Source organism: Bacillus cereus group sp. BfR-BA-01349, from assembly GCF_022663795.1.
GTDB lineage: Bacteria > Bacillota > Bacilli > Bacillales > Bacillaceae_G > Bacillus_A > Bacillus_A cereus.
The window spans coordinates 86,608-106,409 of the sequence record NZ_JAKUGE010000006.1 but is presented as its reverse complement, the minus strand read 5'-3'; the positions used below and the strand labels follow the sequence as shown (position 1 = coordinate 106,409).

Here is a 19,802-nt window from a genome sequence, read left to right as displayed (position 1 = left end):
TTCATTCTTCATATTGTTTTATTGTGTTCTTCTTTTTCCCGCAATTGCATCCCTTTTTCTTCACAAATCCTTGTTGTTGTAATTGTTCTTGATATGCCTGTTGTTGTGCTTGGTGTTGTTGCTGTATTTGATACCACTGCTGCAGGTCATATGAATTTTGCCTTGGATTATTGCTCACAGCAAACATCTCCTCTACTGTCAATTCTGTCTATTTACTATATGAACAACTTTTTATTTCCGTTCCCTCATTCTTTTAAACTCCGCTTTTTCTCGTATTATGAAAATATATTATTCTCCCATAAAATATCCTGTAATCGTTTCAATGATTGCTGCTGCACCTGCAATAGCTAATAATGCAAGTAACGGCTCCGCAACGATAGGGATCCAATTATATAAAACTAATAAAAAAGCACTAACCCATACACCTGTACACCAATAACAGCTTAATAATTCGCCAATCCACTTTCTTAATCCTTTACCTTTCACTTTTGTAAACGTTGATACACTTCCATCCGGCTCCGTAATCTCTAATTCATCAATAAATGGTCTTCGCAAAAAGGCTGTTATTTTATCATATACAATTAAACGAGTGAGCCTAAAAGCTGCTAACGCGAAAATAAAAAATAAAAGCCAGCTTGTAAACAGCATAATTTCACCTTCCCTTATCCTCTTTCGCCTATTTTAAAAAAAAGGTCTTGAGATTGTGACCAAATCTCCTCGACTCCAATATCTTATTAATGTAAATACAAACAAGAAGATAAGGAGTGACATTAATGAGTTGTAACGAAAATAAACACCATGGCTCTTCTCATTGTGTAGTTGACGTTGTAAAATTCATCAATGAATTACAAGATTGTTCTACAACAACATGTGGATCTGGTTGTGAAATCCCATTTTTAGGTGCACACAATACTGCATCAGTAGCAAATACACGCCCTTTTATTTTATACACAAAAACTGGAGAACCTTTTGAAGCATTCGCACCATCAGCAAGCCTTACTAGCTGCCGATCTCCAATTTTCCGTGTGGAAAGTGTAGATGATGATAGCTGTGCTGTGCTACGTGTATTAACTGTAGTATTAGGTGACAGTTCTCCGGTACCACCTGGTGACGATCCAATTTGTACGTTTTTAGCTGTACCAAATGCAAGATTAATATCGACAACTACTTGCATTACTGTTGATTTAAGCTGTTTCTGTGCGATTCAATGCTTACGCGACGTTTCTATCGTAAAGTAAACTAAAAACTATTGGGGTGGTAGAAGCTTTCTACCACCTTTACATATTTAAAAGCCGGCCATACTAATCGATTGGATATCATCTATAGACAACCTAATATCTCTCATACTATTTTGCGGCATAATAGATACAATGCCATTACGATACGATATGATTGATCCAACATAAGAAACTGTAGCTGTTTTTATTCTGCATCTTACTTTCGGAATGTAATGAGGGCGGTTTAGTAAAAAATGAATTTTTTCATCATTATCCATATCCTTAAATGATTTATTATACGGGACAGTTCTTACTGGTTCTGGTTCTTGCTCTTCTTGTTCTGCATGTTCTTCTTTTTCCTCTTCTTCTATTTTTTCTTCCACTTGCTGCTCTTCTTGTTGTTCTTGTTCTATTACCTCTTCCACAGCACTACTTACAATATTTTCTTGTTTATTACTTTGCTCTTTTTGATCTTCATTTTCAAAGTTTGTCAGGATAATTCTTTTTATTTTCGGTGCAGCAAGTTCTAAACTTACTTGCGTGATATATAACAACGGTTTTCCAACTGTTGAACTTTTATTTTTATTCTTCACACTCGTCCCTCCCACTTCCATACGTAGCTAAATAAATCGTGTACTATTATAGTTATATTCATTACGTAGTAAGAACTTTCGTTAAAAATCGTTCTTTCTCAGAACAAATAAAAAGGACAATCTCAGCATTTAGAGATTGTCCTTTAAAAATTAATATTATATTTATCCTAGGATATGATACCCTGAATCAACGTGAAGGTTTTCTCCTGTTACACCGCGTGCTAAATCACTGAATAGGAATACTGCTGTATCGCCAACTTCTTCTTGCGTTGTTGTACGACGAAGTGGTGCGCGCTCCTCAATTTCTCTTAAGATTGAGTTAAAATCGCCTACACCTTTTGCAGATAACGTACGAATTGGTCCTGCAGAAATAGCGTTAACACGAATACCGTGTTGACCTAAATCGTTCGCTAAATATTTCACGCTCGCTTCTAATGAAGCTTTCGCAACACCCATAACGTTATAATTTTTCACAACACGCTCGCCGCCAAGGTATGTTAACGTTAAAATATTTCCGCCTTCTGTCATTACTTTTTTTGCTTCTCTTGCTACAGCTGTTAAAGAGAATGCGCTAATATTTTGTGCAAGTAAAAATCCATCGCGAGAAGTATCTACAAACTCACCTTTTAAGTCATCGCGATTTGCAAAAGCAATACAATGTGCTACACCGTGAATAGTACCTACTTCTTGTTTAATTGTTTCAAAGCAAGCTGTAAGTTCCTCATCATTCGTTACATCACAAGGTAATACAAGTGATTCTTGTCCTTCTAATGTGTCCGCTAATTCACGAACGTTTCTTTCTAAACGTTCTCCTGCATATGTGAATATTAATTTTGCACCTGCATTATGCAAAGAGCGAGCAATTCCCCATGCAATACTTCTTTGGTTCGCAACGCCCATAACAACAAATGTTTTCCCTTGTAATAGTTCCATGATATATCCTCCCAGAAATACTTATACTTGTTATTAGTACCTGATACTATAATTATAGTACCATAAAACCGCTTAAAGGCAAACAAAAAAGTCATTAACAGAAATTTGTTAATGACTTTTGGTTTCTATAAAAAACCGCTCTAATCCTTCTTCCCAAGACGGCATTTGTGAAAAACCATTTAATCGTAGCATGTTATGTTGAAAAACAGAATATTTGGGTCTCGCAGCTGCAGCCCCGAATTCTTCCGTTGAAACAGGTAATACATTCACTTTCATATTGGCGTACGAAAATATCTTTTGTGCAAATTCAAACCAAGAGCATGAACCACTGTTTGATACGTGGTATGTACCGTATAAAGAAGTATGAATGAGCTTATTAATAACCATATTTAAATCCGCCACATACGTAGGAGAGCCAACTTGATCCGCTACAACGGATATTTCATCTCTTTCTTTTCCTAATCGCATCATCGTTTTCACGAAATTATTTCCATATTTACCATATAGCCACGATGTGCGAACGATAAAATATTTATTATGTAACTCTTTGACGAACTGCTCCCCCGCATACTTAGAGGCCCCATATATATTTATCGGCGCTGGACTATGAAATTCGTCGTATCCATCTGGTCTGGCACCTTGAAATACATAATCAGTACTAATATAAACTAGCTTCGCCCCTACTAATTGTGAAGCAACCGCTACATTTCGAGCTCCGATTGCATTTATTCTATACGCAAAATCCTGTTCTTTCTCCGCATGATCTACTTTCGTATAGGCAGCACAATGAATAATTATATGTGGTTTTATTTCTTGTACCACTTGTTGTATTCGGGATATATTTGTCACATCTAATAACTTTTTATCAAATGGATATATATCATATTCTTCAGAGTCTAACTCTTCAAATAGTTGCTTTCCTAATTGACCGTTTGCTCCTGTTATGATAACCCTCTCTTTCATTTAACATGCCCCTTACTGGTCTTTTAGTGGTTTCCACCATTCCTTATTCTTTTCATACCATTTCACCGTCTCTTGTAATCCTTGTTCAAACGTGTATTTCGGTTCCCAATCAAATTCATTCTTCATTTTCTCTGCATCAATCGCATAACGACGATCGTGCCCTAAACGATCTGTAACATATTCAATGTCTTTTTTTGTTTTTCCTAAAAGAGTAATAATTTGTTCCACAACTTCTACATTTGTTTTTTCATTATTTCCACCTATATTATATACTTCTCCGACACGTCCCTTATGCAGAACAACATCAATCGCACTGCAATGATCCGTTACATGTAACCAATCTCTTACATTTAAACCATCACCATATAGCGGTAGTTTTTTTCCTTCTAGTGCATTCGTAACCATTAATGGAATTAATTTTTCAGGATACTGGTACGGTCCATAATTGTTAGAACAACGCGTTACTATAACCGGTAATTGATATGTTTTATAGTAAGATAGAGCTATCATGTCCGCGCTCGCCTTACTTGAAGAATATGGACTATTTGGAGCTAACGGTGTTTTCTCTGTAAACTTCCCTGTTTTTCCTAAAGAGCCATACACTTCATCCGTTGACACTTGCACAAGTTTTATATGCGAATATTTTTTAACTAGTTCTAATAAAGTGACCGTTCCAATTACATTTGTATCATAAAAAGGAATCGGATTTTCAATACTACGGTCCACATGTGATTCAGCTGCAAAATTTACAATCACTTGTACGTCTCGCTCTTTTATAACGTGTTCTAATAGCTCTCCATTTTGAATTTCTCCTTTTACAAAAGAGTAATTCGGGTGATCCTGAAGAGATTTTACGTTATTTAAATTCCCACTATATGTTAATGCATCGTAATTTTATATGTTTCATAACTTTGTAGCATGTAATGAACGAAATTACTTCCAATAAATCCAGCCCCACCTGTTACTAATATATTCATAAACAACTCTCCTACTTAAAAACTATCTTCATATTCCTCTAGTAATGGTAATATCTGATCCTTATCGGACAATATAGGATCGGTTACTGGCCAAGGAATTGCTAAATCTTTATCTTCCCAAAGTAATCCTGAGTCATGCTCTGCGCTATAATATTCATCTACTTTATACATAACGATAGTATGCGGGACAAGCGTGCAAAATCCATGTGCAAACCCTTTTGGCACTAGTAATTGCCGATGGTTATCTGCACTTAAAATATATCCTTTCCATTGTTTAAATGTCGGTGATTTTTTTCGTAAATCAACGATAACATCATAAATTGCCCCTTGCATAACTTGAATGAGTTTCGTTTGTGCTTTCGGATTTTTTGAAAGTGTAGTCCCCAAATCGTTCCTGCCTTAGCCGAATAAGATACGTTATCCTGTACAAATGAATACGTTATCCCTAATGTTTCTAGCACCTGCTTATTATAGCTCTCTGAAAAAAAGCCACGATCGTCTCCAAACAACCTCGGTTCTAACAATTTTGCATCGGTAAAATTTGTTTCTACAACTTTCATATTCTCACCTATTCTCCGTTAAACTGTTTCCCAAAATTAATATCCCGTGCTAACGTATTCGCCTTTTGAAGCGAAGCATGAGTTCCCGCATCAGTCCACCAGCCGCTCATTTCATTATAAGTAAGTACCCCTCGCTTTAAATACCAATTATTTATATCTGTAATTTCAAGTTCTCCCCGTGCAGAAGGTTTTAATTCTTTAATATAAGAAAAGACTTTCGAATCATACAAATAAATTCCCGTAACCGCATAAGAACTTTTCGGCTCTTTCGGCTTTTCTTCAATTTCAAGTATTTTTCGGTTTTGAATATGTGCTACGCCAAATCTTTCGGGATCTTCTACAGATTGCAATAGCACTTTCGCACCTTCTTTTTGGTTTGCAAACTCTTCAACATACGGAAGAATATCATCTGAAAAAATATTATCCCCTAATATAACTACCATACGATCATTCCCGACGAAATCTTCACAAAGCCCTAACGCCTGTGCGATCCCGCCCGCTTTATCTTGCACACGATACGTAAAGGACACTCCAAATTCATGACCACTCCCTAAAAAGCTAACAACATCCCCCATATGCTCTTTACCTGTAATAATCATAATATCTGTAATATCGCATTGTTTTAGCTTATATACCGCATGATAAATCATCGGATACCGACCAACAGGAAGTAAATGTTTATTCGTTACTTTCGTTATTGGATATAATCTCGATCCAGTACCACCTGCTAAAATAATTCCTTTCACTTTGCATCTCTCCTTTATGATGGAGATAATATATCTTTGTAATGTTCTACAAACACTTTCCGGTACTTCTCATATGTATCCGCATCAAACTCATCCCCGTTGTAATGAATACACCATAAATTTGCTTGATTTGGGATACCGATTAAATAACCAGCCCTTTGAAACTCTAAAGACTGTGACACATCATAAAAGTGAAACCCTTGAAACAAATCTTCTCGCCACGGAATATCATACTGCGTTGCCATGAATAAACCATCAATTGCCTGAACTGACAAAAATGGTTGATTGCCATAAAAAACCTGATCTAAATTTAATAATTGATAATTCCGTCTTCTATACTCAATCACTTTCCCTACTAAATTTTTCCCTTCCCACCATATCCCGTTATTCGGTAAAAACTGAGCCCCAGCGACTCCTATTAAACCAAGCTTTTCATTTTCTTTAAAAAGAGATATAAGTGTAGAAAACATGTCTCGATTAATAAGATATGTATCTTGATGTATATACACTTTGTATTTCGCTGGATATGAAAGGGCTCGGTTGTAAGCACTTGCCATACTTTGTGCATCTCGTATCGGAAAAATTTGTACTGTGTAACCTGGGGGAACAAAAATGTTTCTTATTTGGCTCTCACATTGTTTGAAAAGCTCCTCATTATTTACACAAACAACGACTAATATTGTATGATCTTTCATTTTTGTCCCCCCTTTTATTCTTCCTTATTTACATCTGACATATAGTGTTCCACAAATATTTTCCGATACTTTTCATAGTTCGTCATATTCACATCAAAATGATAATGGATACACCAAGCATCGCGCTGTACAGGTACACCGACTGTATATCCTGCTTTTTTAAATTCAAATGATTGAGATACATCATAAAAATCAAATCCGTCAAATAAATCTTCTCGCCACGGAACATCATATTGTGTCGCCATTAATAAACCGTCAATACATTCTACAGGAATAAATGTTTTTGATTCATGATACGGTTGTTCTAAACTTGCCATATAAAACAAATCATTCATATAACCAATGACCTTTCCTACAATTCCACGCCCTTCGTTCCATACGCCAGTCGGAGGAACATATTGCGCTCCAACCATCCCAATCATCCCAAGGTGTTCATGTTCCTCAAATAATTGAAGTAATCCGTATAAAAAAGCCCTATTTATAATAAAAACATCTTGATGTAAATAAACTTTATACTTCGCTGGATGCGAAATGGCTTGATTGTATCCACTCGTCATACTTTTCGCATTTCGAATCGGCATAAATTGTACAATATACCCTGGCGGTACTAACAATTGCAATATATGACGCACGCAGTTTGCATACAATTTCCGATCATTTATACATGTAACAAATAATATTGTTTTGTCTGCAGCACTCATAATTGTGATTTTTCAGCTTCAATAATATACTGAAATACAACTGTCTCAGCCATGAAGCCACTTCCAAGACGATATTTTTTACAAATTCCATATAACTCCTCAATAAGCGGTTCATACATTTTATGATCAACATATACACGATCTACTTTACTAATAACATATCCTGCTTTTAAAAACATTCTTAGCATTTCATTAAATGTAAAGAAACGAATATGTGTTTTATCTAATAAACCATATTCTGTATACGTCCAATTTCCAGCAAGTAAGGGAGCTAATACTGAAATATGAGCAACGTTTGGTATACTTGCTAAAATCACACCATTTTGCTTTATATATGGCTTTACTTTTTCTATTACAGCCCACGGATCAAATAAATGCTCTAATACATCCCCAAATATGACGCAATCAAATTGCCCCTCCTCATAAGGAAGATCTATTTTTTCTATATCCCCTAAAATAACATGATCTAGTCTTTCTTTCGCTTTTTCTGCCGCCTCTGGAAACGCCTCAATTCCTGATACACGTGTACCATTTTCTTTAATAGCCGCTCCCAATGCACCGCTCGAGCAACCAATATCAAGAACTTCTTTCCATTCCTTTTTTATATGCTTTAATAAATTCGGATTCGCTGCATTATAATAATGTTCGGATTTTTCTTCATATAAAGAACTTTTTTCGCGATTCATTTCACACACTCCTTATGCAAATTGAATTAGAAATATAAATCTCATATGAATTCTATAAAGTGCAGTTTTTGTTCCTCCCCATTGATTATTAGTCCGCAAATAGCAGTATAAAATTTTTTATCTATATTGGTTACGTTACTGATACTCTAATATATAACCAATCTATTAGAGTTAGAATAACGATAAATCATTTCTACAAAAAACGAAACCTATTACGCTTTATATGGTTTATCAAAAACTCCACGAAAATATTTACGGTTATATTCAATTGCAGCATTATTCGGAACATAAGAAGCTGCTAATTCATTGTAATAATATGCTTTATCCTGCTCTCCTAACCTGCTATAACAAATACACATTTGTAAATAGGGTAGCCATGTGTAGCTAGCTGGACTATGGAAAGGACTTTCCGTTGCCATTGGTACTTCCGTAGCAAGTTTAAACCAAAATATCGCTTCATTATATTTTTCTTGTTCCATATATATATATCCTATTCTTGTACAATTCTCTCCTCTAGGGACGTCATACCGAAACGACTTCACACAAGATTCGATTGCCTTCTCCCACATTCCGAGCTTTGCATAGCAATCTCCTAACTTACCACATGCATAAATTTTCTCTTCATACCATCCTTCGTCTTGATTAAGAAATGTTTCATATAGAAGAACTGCATCATCATATTTTTGGTTATCCGTAGATTCATTTGCGTAATAAAATAAATCTCTCGGACTTAATTCTTCACCTGCCGCTACAGTATTTTGAAAAATTTTCAAATTACGATTTGTTACTTTTTTTTCTTTTTTATGTGTAATAGCAACATTACTACTAAAAACCTCACCAGAAATAGCTAAATACTCATGAACCTTTCCAAACCATTGAAATTGTTTTTCACGCTTTACAAGTCGATTTCTTTTTGTACAATATAAAGGTTTCCCGTTAGAATCCATTGCAAGGTGATAAGGCATCGAAACAGCATCAATTTTAGGATCTAATTCTCTTTTTAAAAGTTTCAATGCTTCTTGAGCATCTTCTAATAAGACGTCATCTGCATCTAGCCACAATATATACTCTTGCGTCGCTTTTGAAAAAGAAAAATTTCTTGCTGCTGCAAAATCATCAATCCACTGGAAATCATATATGTTAGAAGTGTATTTCTCTACGATTTCTTTCGTTCGATCGACGGAGCCTGTATCAACCACTATAATTTCATCCACAATTTTTTCAACTGTGTCTAAACAACGGGCTATTGTCTCCTCCTCATCTCGAACAATCATACATAAACTAATTGTAATTCCTTGCTTGTTCAACATAATCACCCTCTTCCAAATCAATCATATGTTATACATATACTAAACTTTCCATTTTTTTAAATTGTTCAAGTAGTTTAAGATTTCTTTTCAATAATTCAAATGTCCGTGTCATTTTCTTTCGGTTTTGCATCTACTATATAATGAACGCTTTATGGAGGTGAATTTATGTCAAATAATAATTATTCAAATGGATTAAATCCCGATGAATCTTTATCAGCTAGTGCATTTGACCCTAATCTTGTAGGACCTACATTACCACCGATACCACCGTTTACCCTTCCGACTGGGCCGACCGGGCCTACGGGACCGACTGGGCCAACTGGACCGACTGGTGACACTGGGGCTACTGGACCTACGGGGCCGACTGGTGACACTGGGGCTACTGGACCTACCGGGCCGACTGGTGACACTGGGGCTACTGGACTTACGGGGCCGACTGGTGACACTGGGGCTACTGGACCTACTGGAGCTACTGGACCTACTGGGGCTACTGGACCTACTGGGGCTACTGGACCTACTGGACCTACTGGACCATCAGGACTAGGACTTCCAGCAGGACTATATGCATTTAACTCCGCTGGGATTTCTTTGGATCTTGGACTTAATGCTCCAGTACCATTTAATACTGTTGGATCTCAGTTTGGTACAGCAATTTCTCAATTAGATGCTGATACTTTCGTAATTAGTGAAACTGGATTCTATAAAATTACTGTTATCGTATACACTGCAGCAGTAAGTCTATTAGGAGGTCTTACAATCCAAGTGAACGGAGTACCTGTACCAGGTACTGGAACGAGTTTAATTTCAGTTGGATCACCTATCGTTGTTCAAGCCATTACGCAAATTACGACAACTCCATCATTAGTTGAAGTAATTGTTACAGGACTTGGGTTATCATTAGCTCTTGGCACGAGTGCATCCATTATTATTGAAAAAATTGCTTAATTTTTTACTTAGCAGTAAAACTGATATCAGTTTTACTGCTTTTTCAATTTCAAATTCAATCATGAAACGTTCATTATGTACATAATCATATTGTTGTATGACATTTTGCAGGAGGCACAAATATGGAAAGTAAATCTGCTGTTCAGCTTTACCTCGAATTGCTAAAAAAGACAATTTTATTTGAAATATGGTTAGAATATGAGGCATACTTACCCGCATCTCTACATATTTCGAAAGAACCAGAATTCGAACCAGTTACAGTCCCCCTCCCTTTATTCATTAAGCAATATGCTGAAAACCATAACTTAAAAATTGTAAAACCAAATGTTTCAAAAAGTGAACGCCATGATGGAATGGATTGGCCAAGAGCAGCACATAGCATGATTGGTCGAGAACGTATGAACCAATTACAAGAGGCGATGGAAACCGTTGTTCGTGAAAATATAGAAGGTGATTTTATTGAAACAGGTGTATGGCGCGGAGGATCATGCATTTTTATGAATGGTTTTTTACAAGCAAACAACATTACGGATCGTAATGTGTGGGTTGCAGATTCATTTGAAGGTTTGCCAGCACCGAATCTAGAACAATATCCAAAAGATTACGGTGATTATTTACACACATTCGATTACTTACGCGTCTCTTTAGAACAAGTACAAGAGAATTTCAAAAAATATGATTTACTAAATGATCAAGTGAAATTTTTAAAAGGCTGGTTTAAAGATACTTTACCAACAGCACCAATTGAAAAAATTGCAATTGCACGGCTTGATGGTGATATGTACGAATCCACAATGGATGGTCTCGTGAACTTATATGATAAAGTTTCTAAAGGTGGCTATATAATTATCGATGACTACGGGCTACCACCATGCGCTGAGGCTGTGACAGACTTTAGAAATCAACGGAATTTAAAAGCCCCTATTACTAAAATTGATGTATTTGGTGTTTATTGGAGAAAAGAATAAAAAAGATTTAATCTATAGGAGATTCCATTTTCACTCATTCTTCTCTTACTTCTAATCCAATTAAGTATTCTTTTTCGGAATCTCCCTACATATAACAATTGTTTTCCTGTGTTCTCTCACTACAAATTGAAAATTTTATTAATAGATTTACTGCATCTTCTCATACAAGAAAGGGGTATACTCATGAGCGAACTTAACAAAGAAATGACTTTACTCCCCCCTCCTGAACTCGTCCAATATGTAGGTGGCGACTTCAAAAAAGTTGGAAAAGTTGGAAAAGAGTTCCTAAAGCATTTTATTCAAATTGGCGCTTTAAAACCAAATGAAAAAGTATTAGATGTAGGCTGCGGCGTCGGCCGAATGGCTGTACCATTATTGAATTACTTACATGATGATGGAGCGTATTATGGATTTGATTTGTTTAAAGATGGAATTACTTGGTGTCAAAATAACATTTCAACTATGCGTAATAATTTTCACTTTGAACATGTTGACATATACAATCAATTCTATAATCCAGAAGGAAAAGAAGATGCCTCTCAATATCGTTTTCCCTATGAAGACGGGACATTCGATTTTATCTTTTTAACTTCTGTATTTACGCATCTTCTCCCAAAAGAATTAGAACATTACGTATCTGAAATTGTACGTGTATTAAAAAAAGACGGGAGATGTTTCATTACATTCTTTCTTATAAATTCTGAATCGTCCTATTATTTAAATGCAGGACAAAGTACACTAGGTTTTTATCATCGAATCGAAAATTGCTACGTTGTAAATAAAGATATTCCGAATTTCGCAGTTGCTTATCCTGAGACAGATATTTGCAATCTATTGAATAAGTACGGCCTAGAAATAATCAATAAGCCGCATTACGGTTTATGGTGCGGCAGACATGAATATACAAGTTACCAAGATATTGTTCTTACAAAAAAAAGCTTCTGAAAGGAAGTTATGTATGATAAATGAAAAAAATCCACCTCTCGTTTCCATCCTTATTCCCACTTATAATCGGCCTCATTATTTCAAAATTGCTCTAGAAAGTGCATTGGCACAAACTTATTCTAATATTGAAATCATCATCGGAGATGATAGTACAAATGATGAAACAGCAACTTTAATACGTGAACAATACTTACCAAATTATAAAAATATAACATACATTCGAAATATCCCTACTCTAGGACAATTTCACAATGACCTTATGCTCATAGAAAAATCAAATGGTGAGTATATAAATTTTTTAATGGACGATGACGTGTTTTATAAGCATAAAATACAAAAAATGATGGCCTATTTTGAGCAAGATCCCAATAAAAACCTTGCTCTTGTTACTTCTTATCGAGTACGTATTGATGATCATGGAAATCTAATAGGTGATTCCCATCCAACACAAAGGTTATATAGTGAAGATACCCCATTAAACGGGATATTTTTAGGTAATTGGATGTTAAAGGGCGGACACAACATTATCGGTGAGCCTACAACTACTTTGTTCCGAAAGGAATTGCTCACTGAACCTTTTGGCACCCTTAAAGAGCGACAATATTCTTGTAGTGTTGATATGGCCTCATGGATTTCTTTACTTTCTAAAGGAAATGCAATATACATTTCTGAGCCTTTAAGTCAATTTCGCTACCATGCTGGACAACAAATACACAATAAGCTCCTTCAAGGTTGTGAAGATTTCACACACCTTGTTATAACAGCAAAAGAATATGGCTTTTTACAAAATACTACGGACTATAGAGCAGCTCTACTTAGTGCTTACCAATGGTGTAAAAGTTCCTTAAAATACTATCTTCATCAACTAGATATTTTTCCTGACGCACATGTACGTCTTTCCCATTGTTTGGATATAATTATTAAAGAGTTAAACAATTAAACTACTCTGCAAAATCAAAAGTGTATGGACTATATGTGAATTATTTGTATAGTTCATACATTCTTTCTCATACTATAAAGTGAAACTTTAATCAGCTCTCACCAATCGGGCTTTTACGGGCAGTTGATCCCCCACCGAACTTCTTCGCTTTCGCTGAATTTTGAGGTGGGGGTCTTACTGCCCATTAATGCGGGATAAAATCCATTACTATAAAGAGCAGTAGAAAGGAATACCTACATTGAAAGATCCAAATTCTCAATATCAAATAGACTACGTATTACTATTTATTTTATTTGCCATTGGGATTGTTAGTTGTTGTGCTATTGCAAGTGCGCAAGCCTCTTTACCGCCATTTTTACAAAACGTCAATTTTGTACTAAAACAAATCCAATGGTATTTCATTGGATTTATAGCCATTGGTGTTATTATGATTATCGATTTCGACCGTTATCAAAAAATCGCTTGGTATTTGTACAGCTTTGCAATGGTACTACTTATTGGACTAGAACTTCAAGTACCAGGTGCCGTTACAATTAAAGGCGCTACAGCTTGGTACAGGCTCCCAGGCATCGGAAATTTTCAGCCTTCTGAAATTATGAAATTATTTTTAATTATCGTCATTGGACGAATTATAGCAAACCATAATGAGAAATATTTTCTCCAAACAATACATGACGATTTTTTACTACTTGGAAAAATATTTGCAACAAGTTTGCCACCACTACTACTCATCGCAAAGGAACCAGATTTAGGAAATACAATGGTCATTTCAGCGATGCTTGCAGCAATGATACTAGTTTCTGGCATACGATGGCGTTTTATTTTCGGATTAGTTTCAGCTACTTTCGTGGCTGGATCTACATTAATATATATTTTTTTTACTCACACAGATTTCTTTAAAGCACATATTTTAAAAGAATATCAATTAAATCGCTTCTACGGATGGTTAGCACCTTACAAATATGATGCACAAGGATATCAATTAAGACAAGCATTCTTAGCGACTGGATCCGGAGAAATGCAAGGAAAAGGGTGGGAAAATGGACAAGTATATTTTCCAGAACCACATACAGATTTTATTTTCACTAATGTCGCTGAACAATTTGGATTTCTAGGCGCAAGTGTCATTATTTCTCTTTTTTTCTTACTCATTTTTCGAATGATTCATATTGCTTTAGAAAGTAATGACCCTTTTGGTAGTTACATTTGCGCTGGTACAATCGGAATGTTTACTTTCCAAGTATTCCAAAATATCGGGATGACAATCGGATTACTTCCCATTACAGGGATAACATTACCTCTTATGAGCTACGGAGGAAGTTCACTGCTTACATACATGATTGCGATTGGGTTCATTTTAAATGTTCGCTCAAGAACGAAAATCTTTATGTTTAAATGAACAACACAAAAACGCTATATTTTTATCTCTATCCTTTTTTAGATATACTAATGAAAAATACGATGGAGGTTTAAATATGAAATATGACATTATAGGAGATATTCATGGATGTTTCCAAGAGTTTCAAAATTTAACAGAGAAGCTAGGATATAACTGGAGTAGCGGTCTACCGGTTCACCCTGACCAACGCAAACTTGCATTCGTTGGCGATATTACAGACCGTGGTCCTCATTCATTACGTATGATTGAAATTGTATGGGAACTTGTCATACATAAAAAAGAAGCTTATTACGCTCCTGGAAATCACTGTAATAAACTATATCGATTTTTCCTTGGGCGTAATGTAACAGTCGCTCACGGACTTGAAACAACTGTTGCTGAATATGAGGCACTTCCTTCTCATAAGCAAAACATTATAAAAGAAAAGTTTATCACTCTTTATGAACAATCACCACTCTACCACATACTAGACGAAAAAAGAGTAATCGTATGTCACGCTGGGATTCGGCAAGATTACATAGGAAGACGAGATAAAAAAGTACAAACCTTTGTATTATATGGCGATATTACAGGAGAAAAGCATGCCGATGGCTCACCGGTCCGTCGCGATTGGGCGCAAGAATACAAGGGACAAGCTTGGATTGTATATGGACATACACCAGTAGCAGAACCTCGATTCGTCAATCAGACAGTCAATATTGATACTGGTGCTGTATTTGGTGGCAAATTAACCGGATTACGTTATCCTGAAATGGAGACTATCTCTGTCCCTTCTTCTTTACCTTTTGTCGCTGAGAAATTCCGTCCAATTTCATAACTATCTTACTTAGCATTATTTAGGCAGATTTCATATAAAACTAGGTAAAGTAATTAAAAAAAGATGCAATAAAGTGCATCTTTTTTTAATTACCCTACATATAATGTCGCAGGAGGTGACAGAATGAAGAAAAAATCTTCTAAACAAAAAAGAAAATTCCCCCCTTTATATCTGCCCATGTACGGAATTAACAACTGGTGTAGTATTCGGGCTGCAGCGATAGAAGAACTGGAAGAACAAGAGTCATCAAAAAAAAGCAAAGTAAAACCAACATATGTCTCTTTAGAAAATGCTGTGATGAGCCGCATAATCGATCGCAGAAAAATAAAGATGCAACAAAAAAATAAACAGCTTTCAAATCAAGATGAACAGATACTACATTCTAACCAAACAGAAGAAAAGACGGAAGAAAATATTTCTGTAGCAATGAATAAAAAAGTGGAACCAGAAATTCCAGCTGCTATTATAAACAAAGTAAAAAAAATAAAAGAAGCATTAGCTTCATCGAATGATATACAAATTGAAAAACCACTCATAATTGAGACACCTACACCTGAAAATACAAAAGTTAAAAGGGGCGGCCGATATGCATATGCAGAGGGGCTTCACTCTCATGCGGAGGGCATGGCAGCACATGCGGAAGGCTTATTAACACACGCAAAAGGTTCTTTCTCTCATGCAGAAGGATCAAACTCAAAAGCAACTGGACATAGTTCGCATAGTGAGGGAAGTGAAACGACAGCAGGCGGGGCTTATTCTCATGCGGAGGGTAAACAGACGATTGCTTTAGGCGAAGCAGCACACGCAGAAGGAAACGCAACTATCGCTAACGGATCCTCTTCTCATGCGGAAGGTCATCATACATCAACAGCTCATTTTGCAGGTAGCCATATTATGGGGCGCTTCGGCACTGCAGAAGAAGCTTATTCTTGGTTTATTGCAAATGGTGTAAGCGACACCGACCATAATATCGGGGCTAAATGGCTTGCTCATAATGGAGAAATGTACATTGAGGGCGCGTCTTACAATGCAAGCGGAACGGATTTTGCACAAATGTTTGAAACCGAAGATCATAAACCTATTGATGTCGGTTATTTCGTTACATTTAGTAACGAAGAAAAAATTCGGATAGCTACTTCACGCGATTCGTTCATTTTAGGAATATCTAGTGCAACCCCTGCCCTTATAGGAAATAGCGGGGCTTTAAGTTGGCAAAAACGTTATAAAACAGATAACTTTGGAAAACGCCAATATGTATGGACGGAAACCGAAGAAATACAACCTCTTTTAAATACAGAATGGGATCCAACTTGCAAATATGTAGCAAGAAAGGATCGCGCCGAGTGGCTTCCTGTCGGATTAATTGGACAAATGTTAGTACGTGATGACGGCACTTGCGAAGCACATGGATATTGTCGTCCAAATGACAATGGCATTGCTACAAAAGCCGAAAATGGATTTTTCGTTATAAAGCGTACGGGTGAAAATCAAATTTTAATATTATTCCGCTAAGAAAAAAGGGAACAAAATTCTTTATAATATAAGAATTTTGTTCCCTTTTTAAGTATGCCGCAACACTTCTTGCATATCGCTTGGAAGCTGTATAGTGAAAGACATCTCTTTCTCTAAAATAGGATGATAAAACGTCAAAGATTTACTATGAAGTGCTTGCCGTTTCATTTCATCCCTTCCCCCTCCATATAAGCTATCACCAAGTAACGGATGTCCTATATGAGCCATATGCACACGAATTTGATGCGTTCTTCCTGTCTCAAGCTCAAGCGCTACATGTGTCTTATGATATGTACTATCAATTACCTTAAAATGAGTAACTGCCCTTTGTCCATCCTCACAAACCGTTCGCTCAATAATGCTATCAGATTTTCGACCAATTGGTGCATCAATCATTCCTTCTCGTTCTACAATCTTTCCATGAACAATTGCTTCATACGTTCGTTTCACAGCTTTTTGTTGATGCTGCTTCGATAAAAGATGATGCACGAAACGATTTTTTGCAATAAGCATAAGCCCCGAAGTATCACGATCTAAACGTGTTACGATGTGCACTGTACTTGCAAGGTGCTGCTTATCATAATGAGATAAAAGCGCATTGGCAACACTCCTTGTCGGATGTTCTCTAGACGGAATCGTTGACATGTTCGCCTCTTTATTAATGATAAGAACCGCGTCATCTTCATATACAATGCTTAAAGGGATATCTTCTGCCATCATCCCTTCACTTCTTTCCTCAACTGGAAAAAAGACACGTAATTTTTCACCAGCACGCAACTGATGACGAACACTCGCATGTTGACCATTTACTTCAATTGCCCCGCCGTGAAACTTTATATCCGTTAAAGCGGCTTTAGAAATACATTTCGTTTTCAAAAATTCCCTAACTAAAGTTCCCTCTTCAGCCGGACCTATATCCCATTTCAATGTAAATCTGTTCAAATATATAACCCTTTCTATTTATCTGCAACAAACGAGTCACGAACTCGTTTCCAGAACGGGAATGGACGGAAACGAACAAATCGTACTTTCTCGTTTGCGACGCGATACTGGATTGATTTCACATCTTGATGAACCATCGCTAAATGATCCACTGTAATTTGTAAGTTCATTCCTGCAGCTGGCTTTAACACACATGTATGATGCTTCGGCAATACAAGTGGCGATCCTACAGTACGAAATACACGATTGTTAATGGACGCCATTTCTGCAATTTGTATCGCTTCAATAGATGGGTGAATAATCGCTCCGCCAAGCGCTTTATTATACGCGGTACTTCCTGAAGGAGTAGAGATACAAAGGCCGTCTCCGCGGAATGTTTCAAAATATTCTCCGCGTATTTCTACTTCTGTTACTAATGTACCTTCTGCACTTTTTACAGTCGCCTCATTCATCGCTAAATACTGTGACTCTTTACTTCCATTCACATAGCGAATAATAACTTCTAAAAGCGGATATTCCACCACTTGGAATGGTGTTTTCGCAATTGCAATTACTAATTTCTCTACTTCTGTCGGTAACCAATCTGCATAGAAACCTAGATGTCCTGTATGTACACCAACAAATGCTGTTTCATCCAATCGATTATAATAACGATGAAACGCATATAAAAGCGTTCCATCTCCCCCAACAGAAATTACAATATCGGGTTCCTTTTCATCCATTATAAATCCAAAATCTAGCAAGTACTCTTTCATCGTGCTTGCCAGTGTATCTGATGATTGATCTCCCTTTGACATAATTGTAAATTTCATCGCCCAACACCCTTTAGTTTATGATTCAGAATCTTTCGTTTCTTGCTTTCTTGAAAAAGCCTTTTGCGCTTCTTGAATTTCAAGACGAATAGAAGACATTTCTTCATCTAATAAAAACGCCGCTTCAGCTGCACGTTGCAACCTTATTTTAATATCTTCAGGAAAACGTCCACTATATTTATAATTTAAAGAATGCTCAATTGTTGCCCAAAAGTTCATTGCTAGCGTGCGTATTTGGATTTCTACCAATACTTTTTGTTCACCCTGAATCGTTTGAACAGGATAACTAATGACAACATGATAAGAACGATAACCGCTATCTTTCTTTTGCGTAACATAATCACGTTCTTCCACGATTTCAAAGTCATTTCGTTTTCGAAGATATTCTACAACAGGCTTAATCTCATCAACAAATTGACACATCATTCTAAGCCCAGCAATATCCTGCATATCTTCTCTCAATCGGTCTAGCGGTACATTTCTCTTCTCCGCTTTATCAATAATACTTGCAACCGACTTTACCCTTCCTGTTACAAACTCAATTGGAGAATGCTCTGTTAACATTGCAAATTGAGTACGCATTCCTTTTAGTTTCACTTTCAGCTCTGCCACCGCTTGGTGGTAAGGTGCTAAAAATTCTTCCCAATTTCGATTCATTTCAACCACCACCAAAATCAATCCATTTGCTTATAGAAATACTTTTTCTACAGCAGTTACTAGTTCTTCTCCGTAATTTGCATTACCTTCAATATTTTCAACTAAATATTCTACTTCTTCTTTTAATCCTTCTAATTCCATTTCAATGTCATTCACGCGAACGAACATAACCACATCGTTATTCATCGCTTCATGCATTGCTTCCCAGCATGTGTGCGGAATACTTACATAAATGAAAGATGATTCATTTTCTAAGATATATAAAAATGATAAATTGTCTGAGTCTACAAGTACGTGATTACGCGCACTTAACTCCTTTACCTCTATTTCACTATTTTCCGCACAAAAAATAAGAGCATTCTCTCTCTTTTCTACGCTCTTAACTTGGATTTTATTTTGCATGCTCTAACTCCTCCATCTCAACTTCCTGTCTTACTTAACAGTATTATTGTATCATAACATGGACGCAAACAAATAAAACATT

The 19,802-nt window shown here is 36.3% G+C and carries 22 protein-coding genes and 2 pseudogenes; 8 read left to right on the top strand and 16 right to left on the bottom strand.

Annotated features, from left to right (window positions below):
* Position 1: 1 nt before the first annotated feature.
* Both MR169_RS05695 and MR169_RS05690 read right to left on the bottom strand, forming a co-directional pair.
* Positions 2–187 carry a hypothetical protein gene (locus tag MR169_RS05695; RefSeq protein ID WP_033682795.1) on the bottom strand — a complete coding sequence of 62 codons (186 nt, stop codon included), beginning with the start codon at positions 185–187 and terminating at the stop codon, positions 2–4.
* Between the two features lie 101 nt (positions 188–288).
* Entirely contained in the window at positions 289–648 is a 360-nt protein-coding gene (locus MR169_RS05690) for a DUF1360 domain-containing protein (RefSeq protein WP_000899662.1), read from the bottom strand.
* A gap of 125 nt (positions 649–773) precedes the next feature.
* Here MR169_RS05690 and exsY point away from each other — a divergent pair, with 125 nt between their 5' ends.
* Positions 774–1,238, top strand: a complete 465-nt coding sequence (gene exsY / locus MR169_RS05685; RefSeq protein ID WP_001277740.1) for an exosporium assembly protein ExsY — start codon at positions 774–776, stop codon at positions 1,236–1,238.
* Positions 1,239–1,285: 47 nt separating this feature from the next.
* On the opposite strand, the gene MR169_RS05680 is transcribed toward exsY, so the two are convergent.
* The 10 genes and pseudogenes from MR169_RS05680 to MR169_RS05635 all read right to left on the bottom strand — a co-directional run bounded on the left by MR169_RS05680 (position 1,286) and on the right by MR169_RS05635 (position 9,381).
* Entirely contained in the window at positions 1,286–1,831 is a 546-nt protein-coding gene (locus MR169_RS05680; RefSeq protein ID WP_109140052.1) for a spore coat CotO family protein, read from the bottom strand.
* A gap of 141 nt (positions 1,832–1,972) precedes the next feature.
* Positions 1,973–2,743 (bottom strand): enoyl-ACP reductase FabI, encoded by a 771-nt coding sequence (gene fabI, locus MR169_RS05675; protein ID WP_242319097.1) that lies wholly within the window; start codon positions 2,741–2,743, stop codon positions 1,973–1,975.
* 108 nt (positions 2,744–2,851) lie between these two features.
* Entirely contained in the window at positions 2,852–3,706 is an 855-nt protein-coding gene (rfbD, locus tag MR169_RS05670; RefSeq protein WP_000664648.1) for a dTDP-4-dehydrorhamnose reductase, read from the bottom strand.
* Positions 3,707–3,718: 12 nt separating this feature from the next.
* Positions 3,719–4,683 (bottom strand): annotated as a pseudogene (gene rfbB / locus MR169_RS05665) (dTDP-glucose 4,6-dehydratase).
* 15 nt (positions 4,684–4,698) lie between these two features.
* A pseudogene (gene rfbC, locus MR169_RS05660) lies at positions 4,699–5,243 on the bottom strand (dTDP-4-dehydrorhamnose 3,5-epimerase).
* A gap of 8 nt (positions 5,244–5,251) precedes the next feature.
* Positions 5,252–5,989: a sugar phosphate nucleotidyltransferase gene (locus MR169_RS05655; RefSeq protein ID WP_242319096.1), complete on the bottom strand. Its 738-nt coding sequence runs from the start codon at positions 5,987–5,989 to the stop codon at positions 5,252–5,254.
* A 14-nt stretch (positions 5,990–6,003) separates the two neighbouring features.
* A complete protein-coding gene (locus MR169_RS05650; protein ID WP_000651520.1) occupies positions 6,004–6,684 on the bottom strand; it encodes a glycosyltransferase family protein in 681 nt (226 codons plus the stop codon).
* 14 nt (positions 6,685–6,698) lie between these two features.
* The gene (locus MR169_RS05645) at positions 6,699–7,385 is read right to left on the bottom strand and encodes a glycosyltransferase family protein (RefSeq protein WP_001271183.1); all 687 of its coding nucleotides are present in this window, start codon (positions 7,383–7,385) and stop codon (positions 6,699–6,701) included.
* Positions 7,382–8,071 (bottom strand): class I SAM-dependent methyltransferase, encoded by a 690-nt coding sequence (locus MR169_RS05640; RefSeq protein ID WP_001078431.1) that lies wholly within the window; start codon positions 8,069–8,071, stop codon positions 7,382–7,384. The genes MR169_RS05645 and MR169_RS05640 overlap by 4 nt, the downstream gene beginning before the upstream one ends.
* Positions 8,072–8,283: 212 nt before the next feature.
* Positions 8,284–9,381, bottom strand: a complete 1,098-nt coding sequence (locus MR169_RS05635) for a glycosyltransferase (protein ID WP_000932907.1) — start codon at positions 9,379–9,381, stop codon at positions 8,284–8,286.
* A 165-nt stretch (positions 9,382–9,546) separates the two neighbouring features.
* Between MR169_RS05635 and MR169_RS05630 the strand changes: the two genes are divergently transcribed.
* The 7 genes from MR169_RS05630 (at position 9,547) to MR169_RS05600 (ending at position 16,907) form a co-directional block, all read left to right on the top strand.
* Positions 9,547–10,326 (top strand): BclA C-terminal domain-containing protein, encoded by a 780-nt coding sequence (locus tag MR169_RS05630; protein ID WP_242319095.1) that lies wholly within the window; start codon positions 9,547–9,549, stop codon positions 10,324–10,326.
* 122 nt (positions 10,327–10,448) lie between these two features.
* Entirely contained in the window at positions 10,449–11,294 is an 846-nt protein-coding gene (locus MR169_RS05625) for a TylF/MycF family methyltransferase (protein ID WP_000444389.1), read from the top strand.
* 183 nt (positions 11,295–11,477) lie between these two features.
* Positions 11,478–12,239, top strand: coding sequence for a class I SAM-dependent methyltransferase (locus tag MR169_RS05620; protein WP_242319094.1), 762 nt, complete (start codon positions 11,478–11,480; stop codon positions 12,237–12,239).
* Between the two features lie 13 nt (positions 12,240–12,252).
* Complete coding sequence (locus tag MR169_RS05615; RefSeq protein WP_001999321.1) at positions 12,253–13,179, top strand: glycosyltransferase family 2 protein; 927 nt, start codon at positions 12,253–12,255, stop codon at positions 13,177–13,179.
* Positions 13,180–13,417: 238 nt separating this feature from the next.
* A complete protein-coding gene (locus MR169_RS05610; RefSeq protein ID WP_000654697.1) occupies positions 13,418–14,578 on the top strand; it encodes an FtsW/RodA/SpoVE family cell cycle protein in 1,161 nt (386 codons plus the stop codon).
* Positions 14,579–14,654: 76 nt separating this feature from the next.
* Positions 14,655–15,395: a bis(5'-nucleosyl)-tetraphosphatase PrpE gene (prpE, locus tag MR169_RS05605; RefSeq protein WP_000872698.1), complete on the top strand. Its 741-nt coding sequence runs from the start codon at positions 14,655–14,657 to the stop codon at positions 15,393–15,395.
* A gap of 123 nt (positions 15,396–15,518) precedes the next feature.
* The gene (locus MR169_RS05600) at positions 15,519–16,907 is read left to right on the top strand and encodes a peptidase G2 autoproteolytic cleavage domain-containing protein (protein ID WP_000730513.1); all 1,389 of its coding nucleotides are present in this window, start codon (positions 15,519–15,521) and stop codon (positions 16,905–16,907) included.
* 48 nt (positions 16,908–16,955) lie between these two features.
* Here the strand turns inward: MR169_RS05600 and MR169_RS05595 are convergent, their stop codons facing one another.
* From MR169_RS05595 to MR169_RS05580, 4 genes are read right to left on the bottom strand one after another with little or no spacing between them, the layout of a single operon-like run.
* Positions 16,956–17,849, bottom strand: a complete 894-nt coding sequence (locus MR169_RS05595; protein WP_242319093.1) for an RluA family pseudouridine synthase — start codon at positions 17,847–17,849, stop codon at positions 16,956–16,958.
* Between the two features lie 14 nt (positions 17,850–17,863).
* Complete coding sequence (locus MR169_RS05590) at positions 17,864–18,661, bottom strand: NAD kinase (protein ID WP_000673189.1); 798 nt, start codon at positions 18,659–18,661, stop codon at positions 17,864–17,866.
* Positions 18,662–18,679: 18 nt separating this feature from the next.
* Positions 18,680–19,318, bottom strand: a complete 639-nt coding sequence (gene yjbM, locus MR169_RS05585) for a GTP diphosphokinase (protein WP_001081482.1) — start codon at positions 19,316–19,318, stop codon at positions 18,680–18,682.
* Positions 19,319–19,348: 30 nt separating this feature from the next.
* Positions 19,349–19,720, bottom strand: coding sequence for a UPF0738 family protein (locus tag MR169_RS05580; RefSeq protein ID WP_001180003.1), 372 nt, complete (start codon positions 19,718–19,720; stop codon positions 19,349–19,351).
* Between the last annotated feature and the right edge of the window lie 82 nt (positions 19,721–19,802).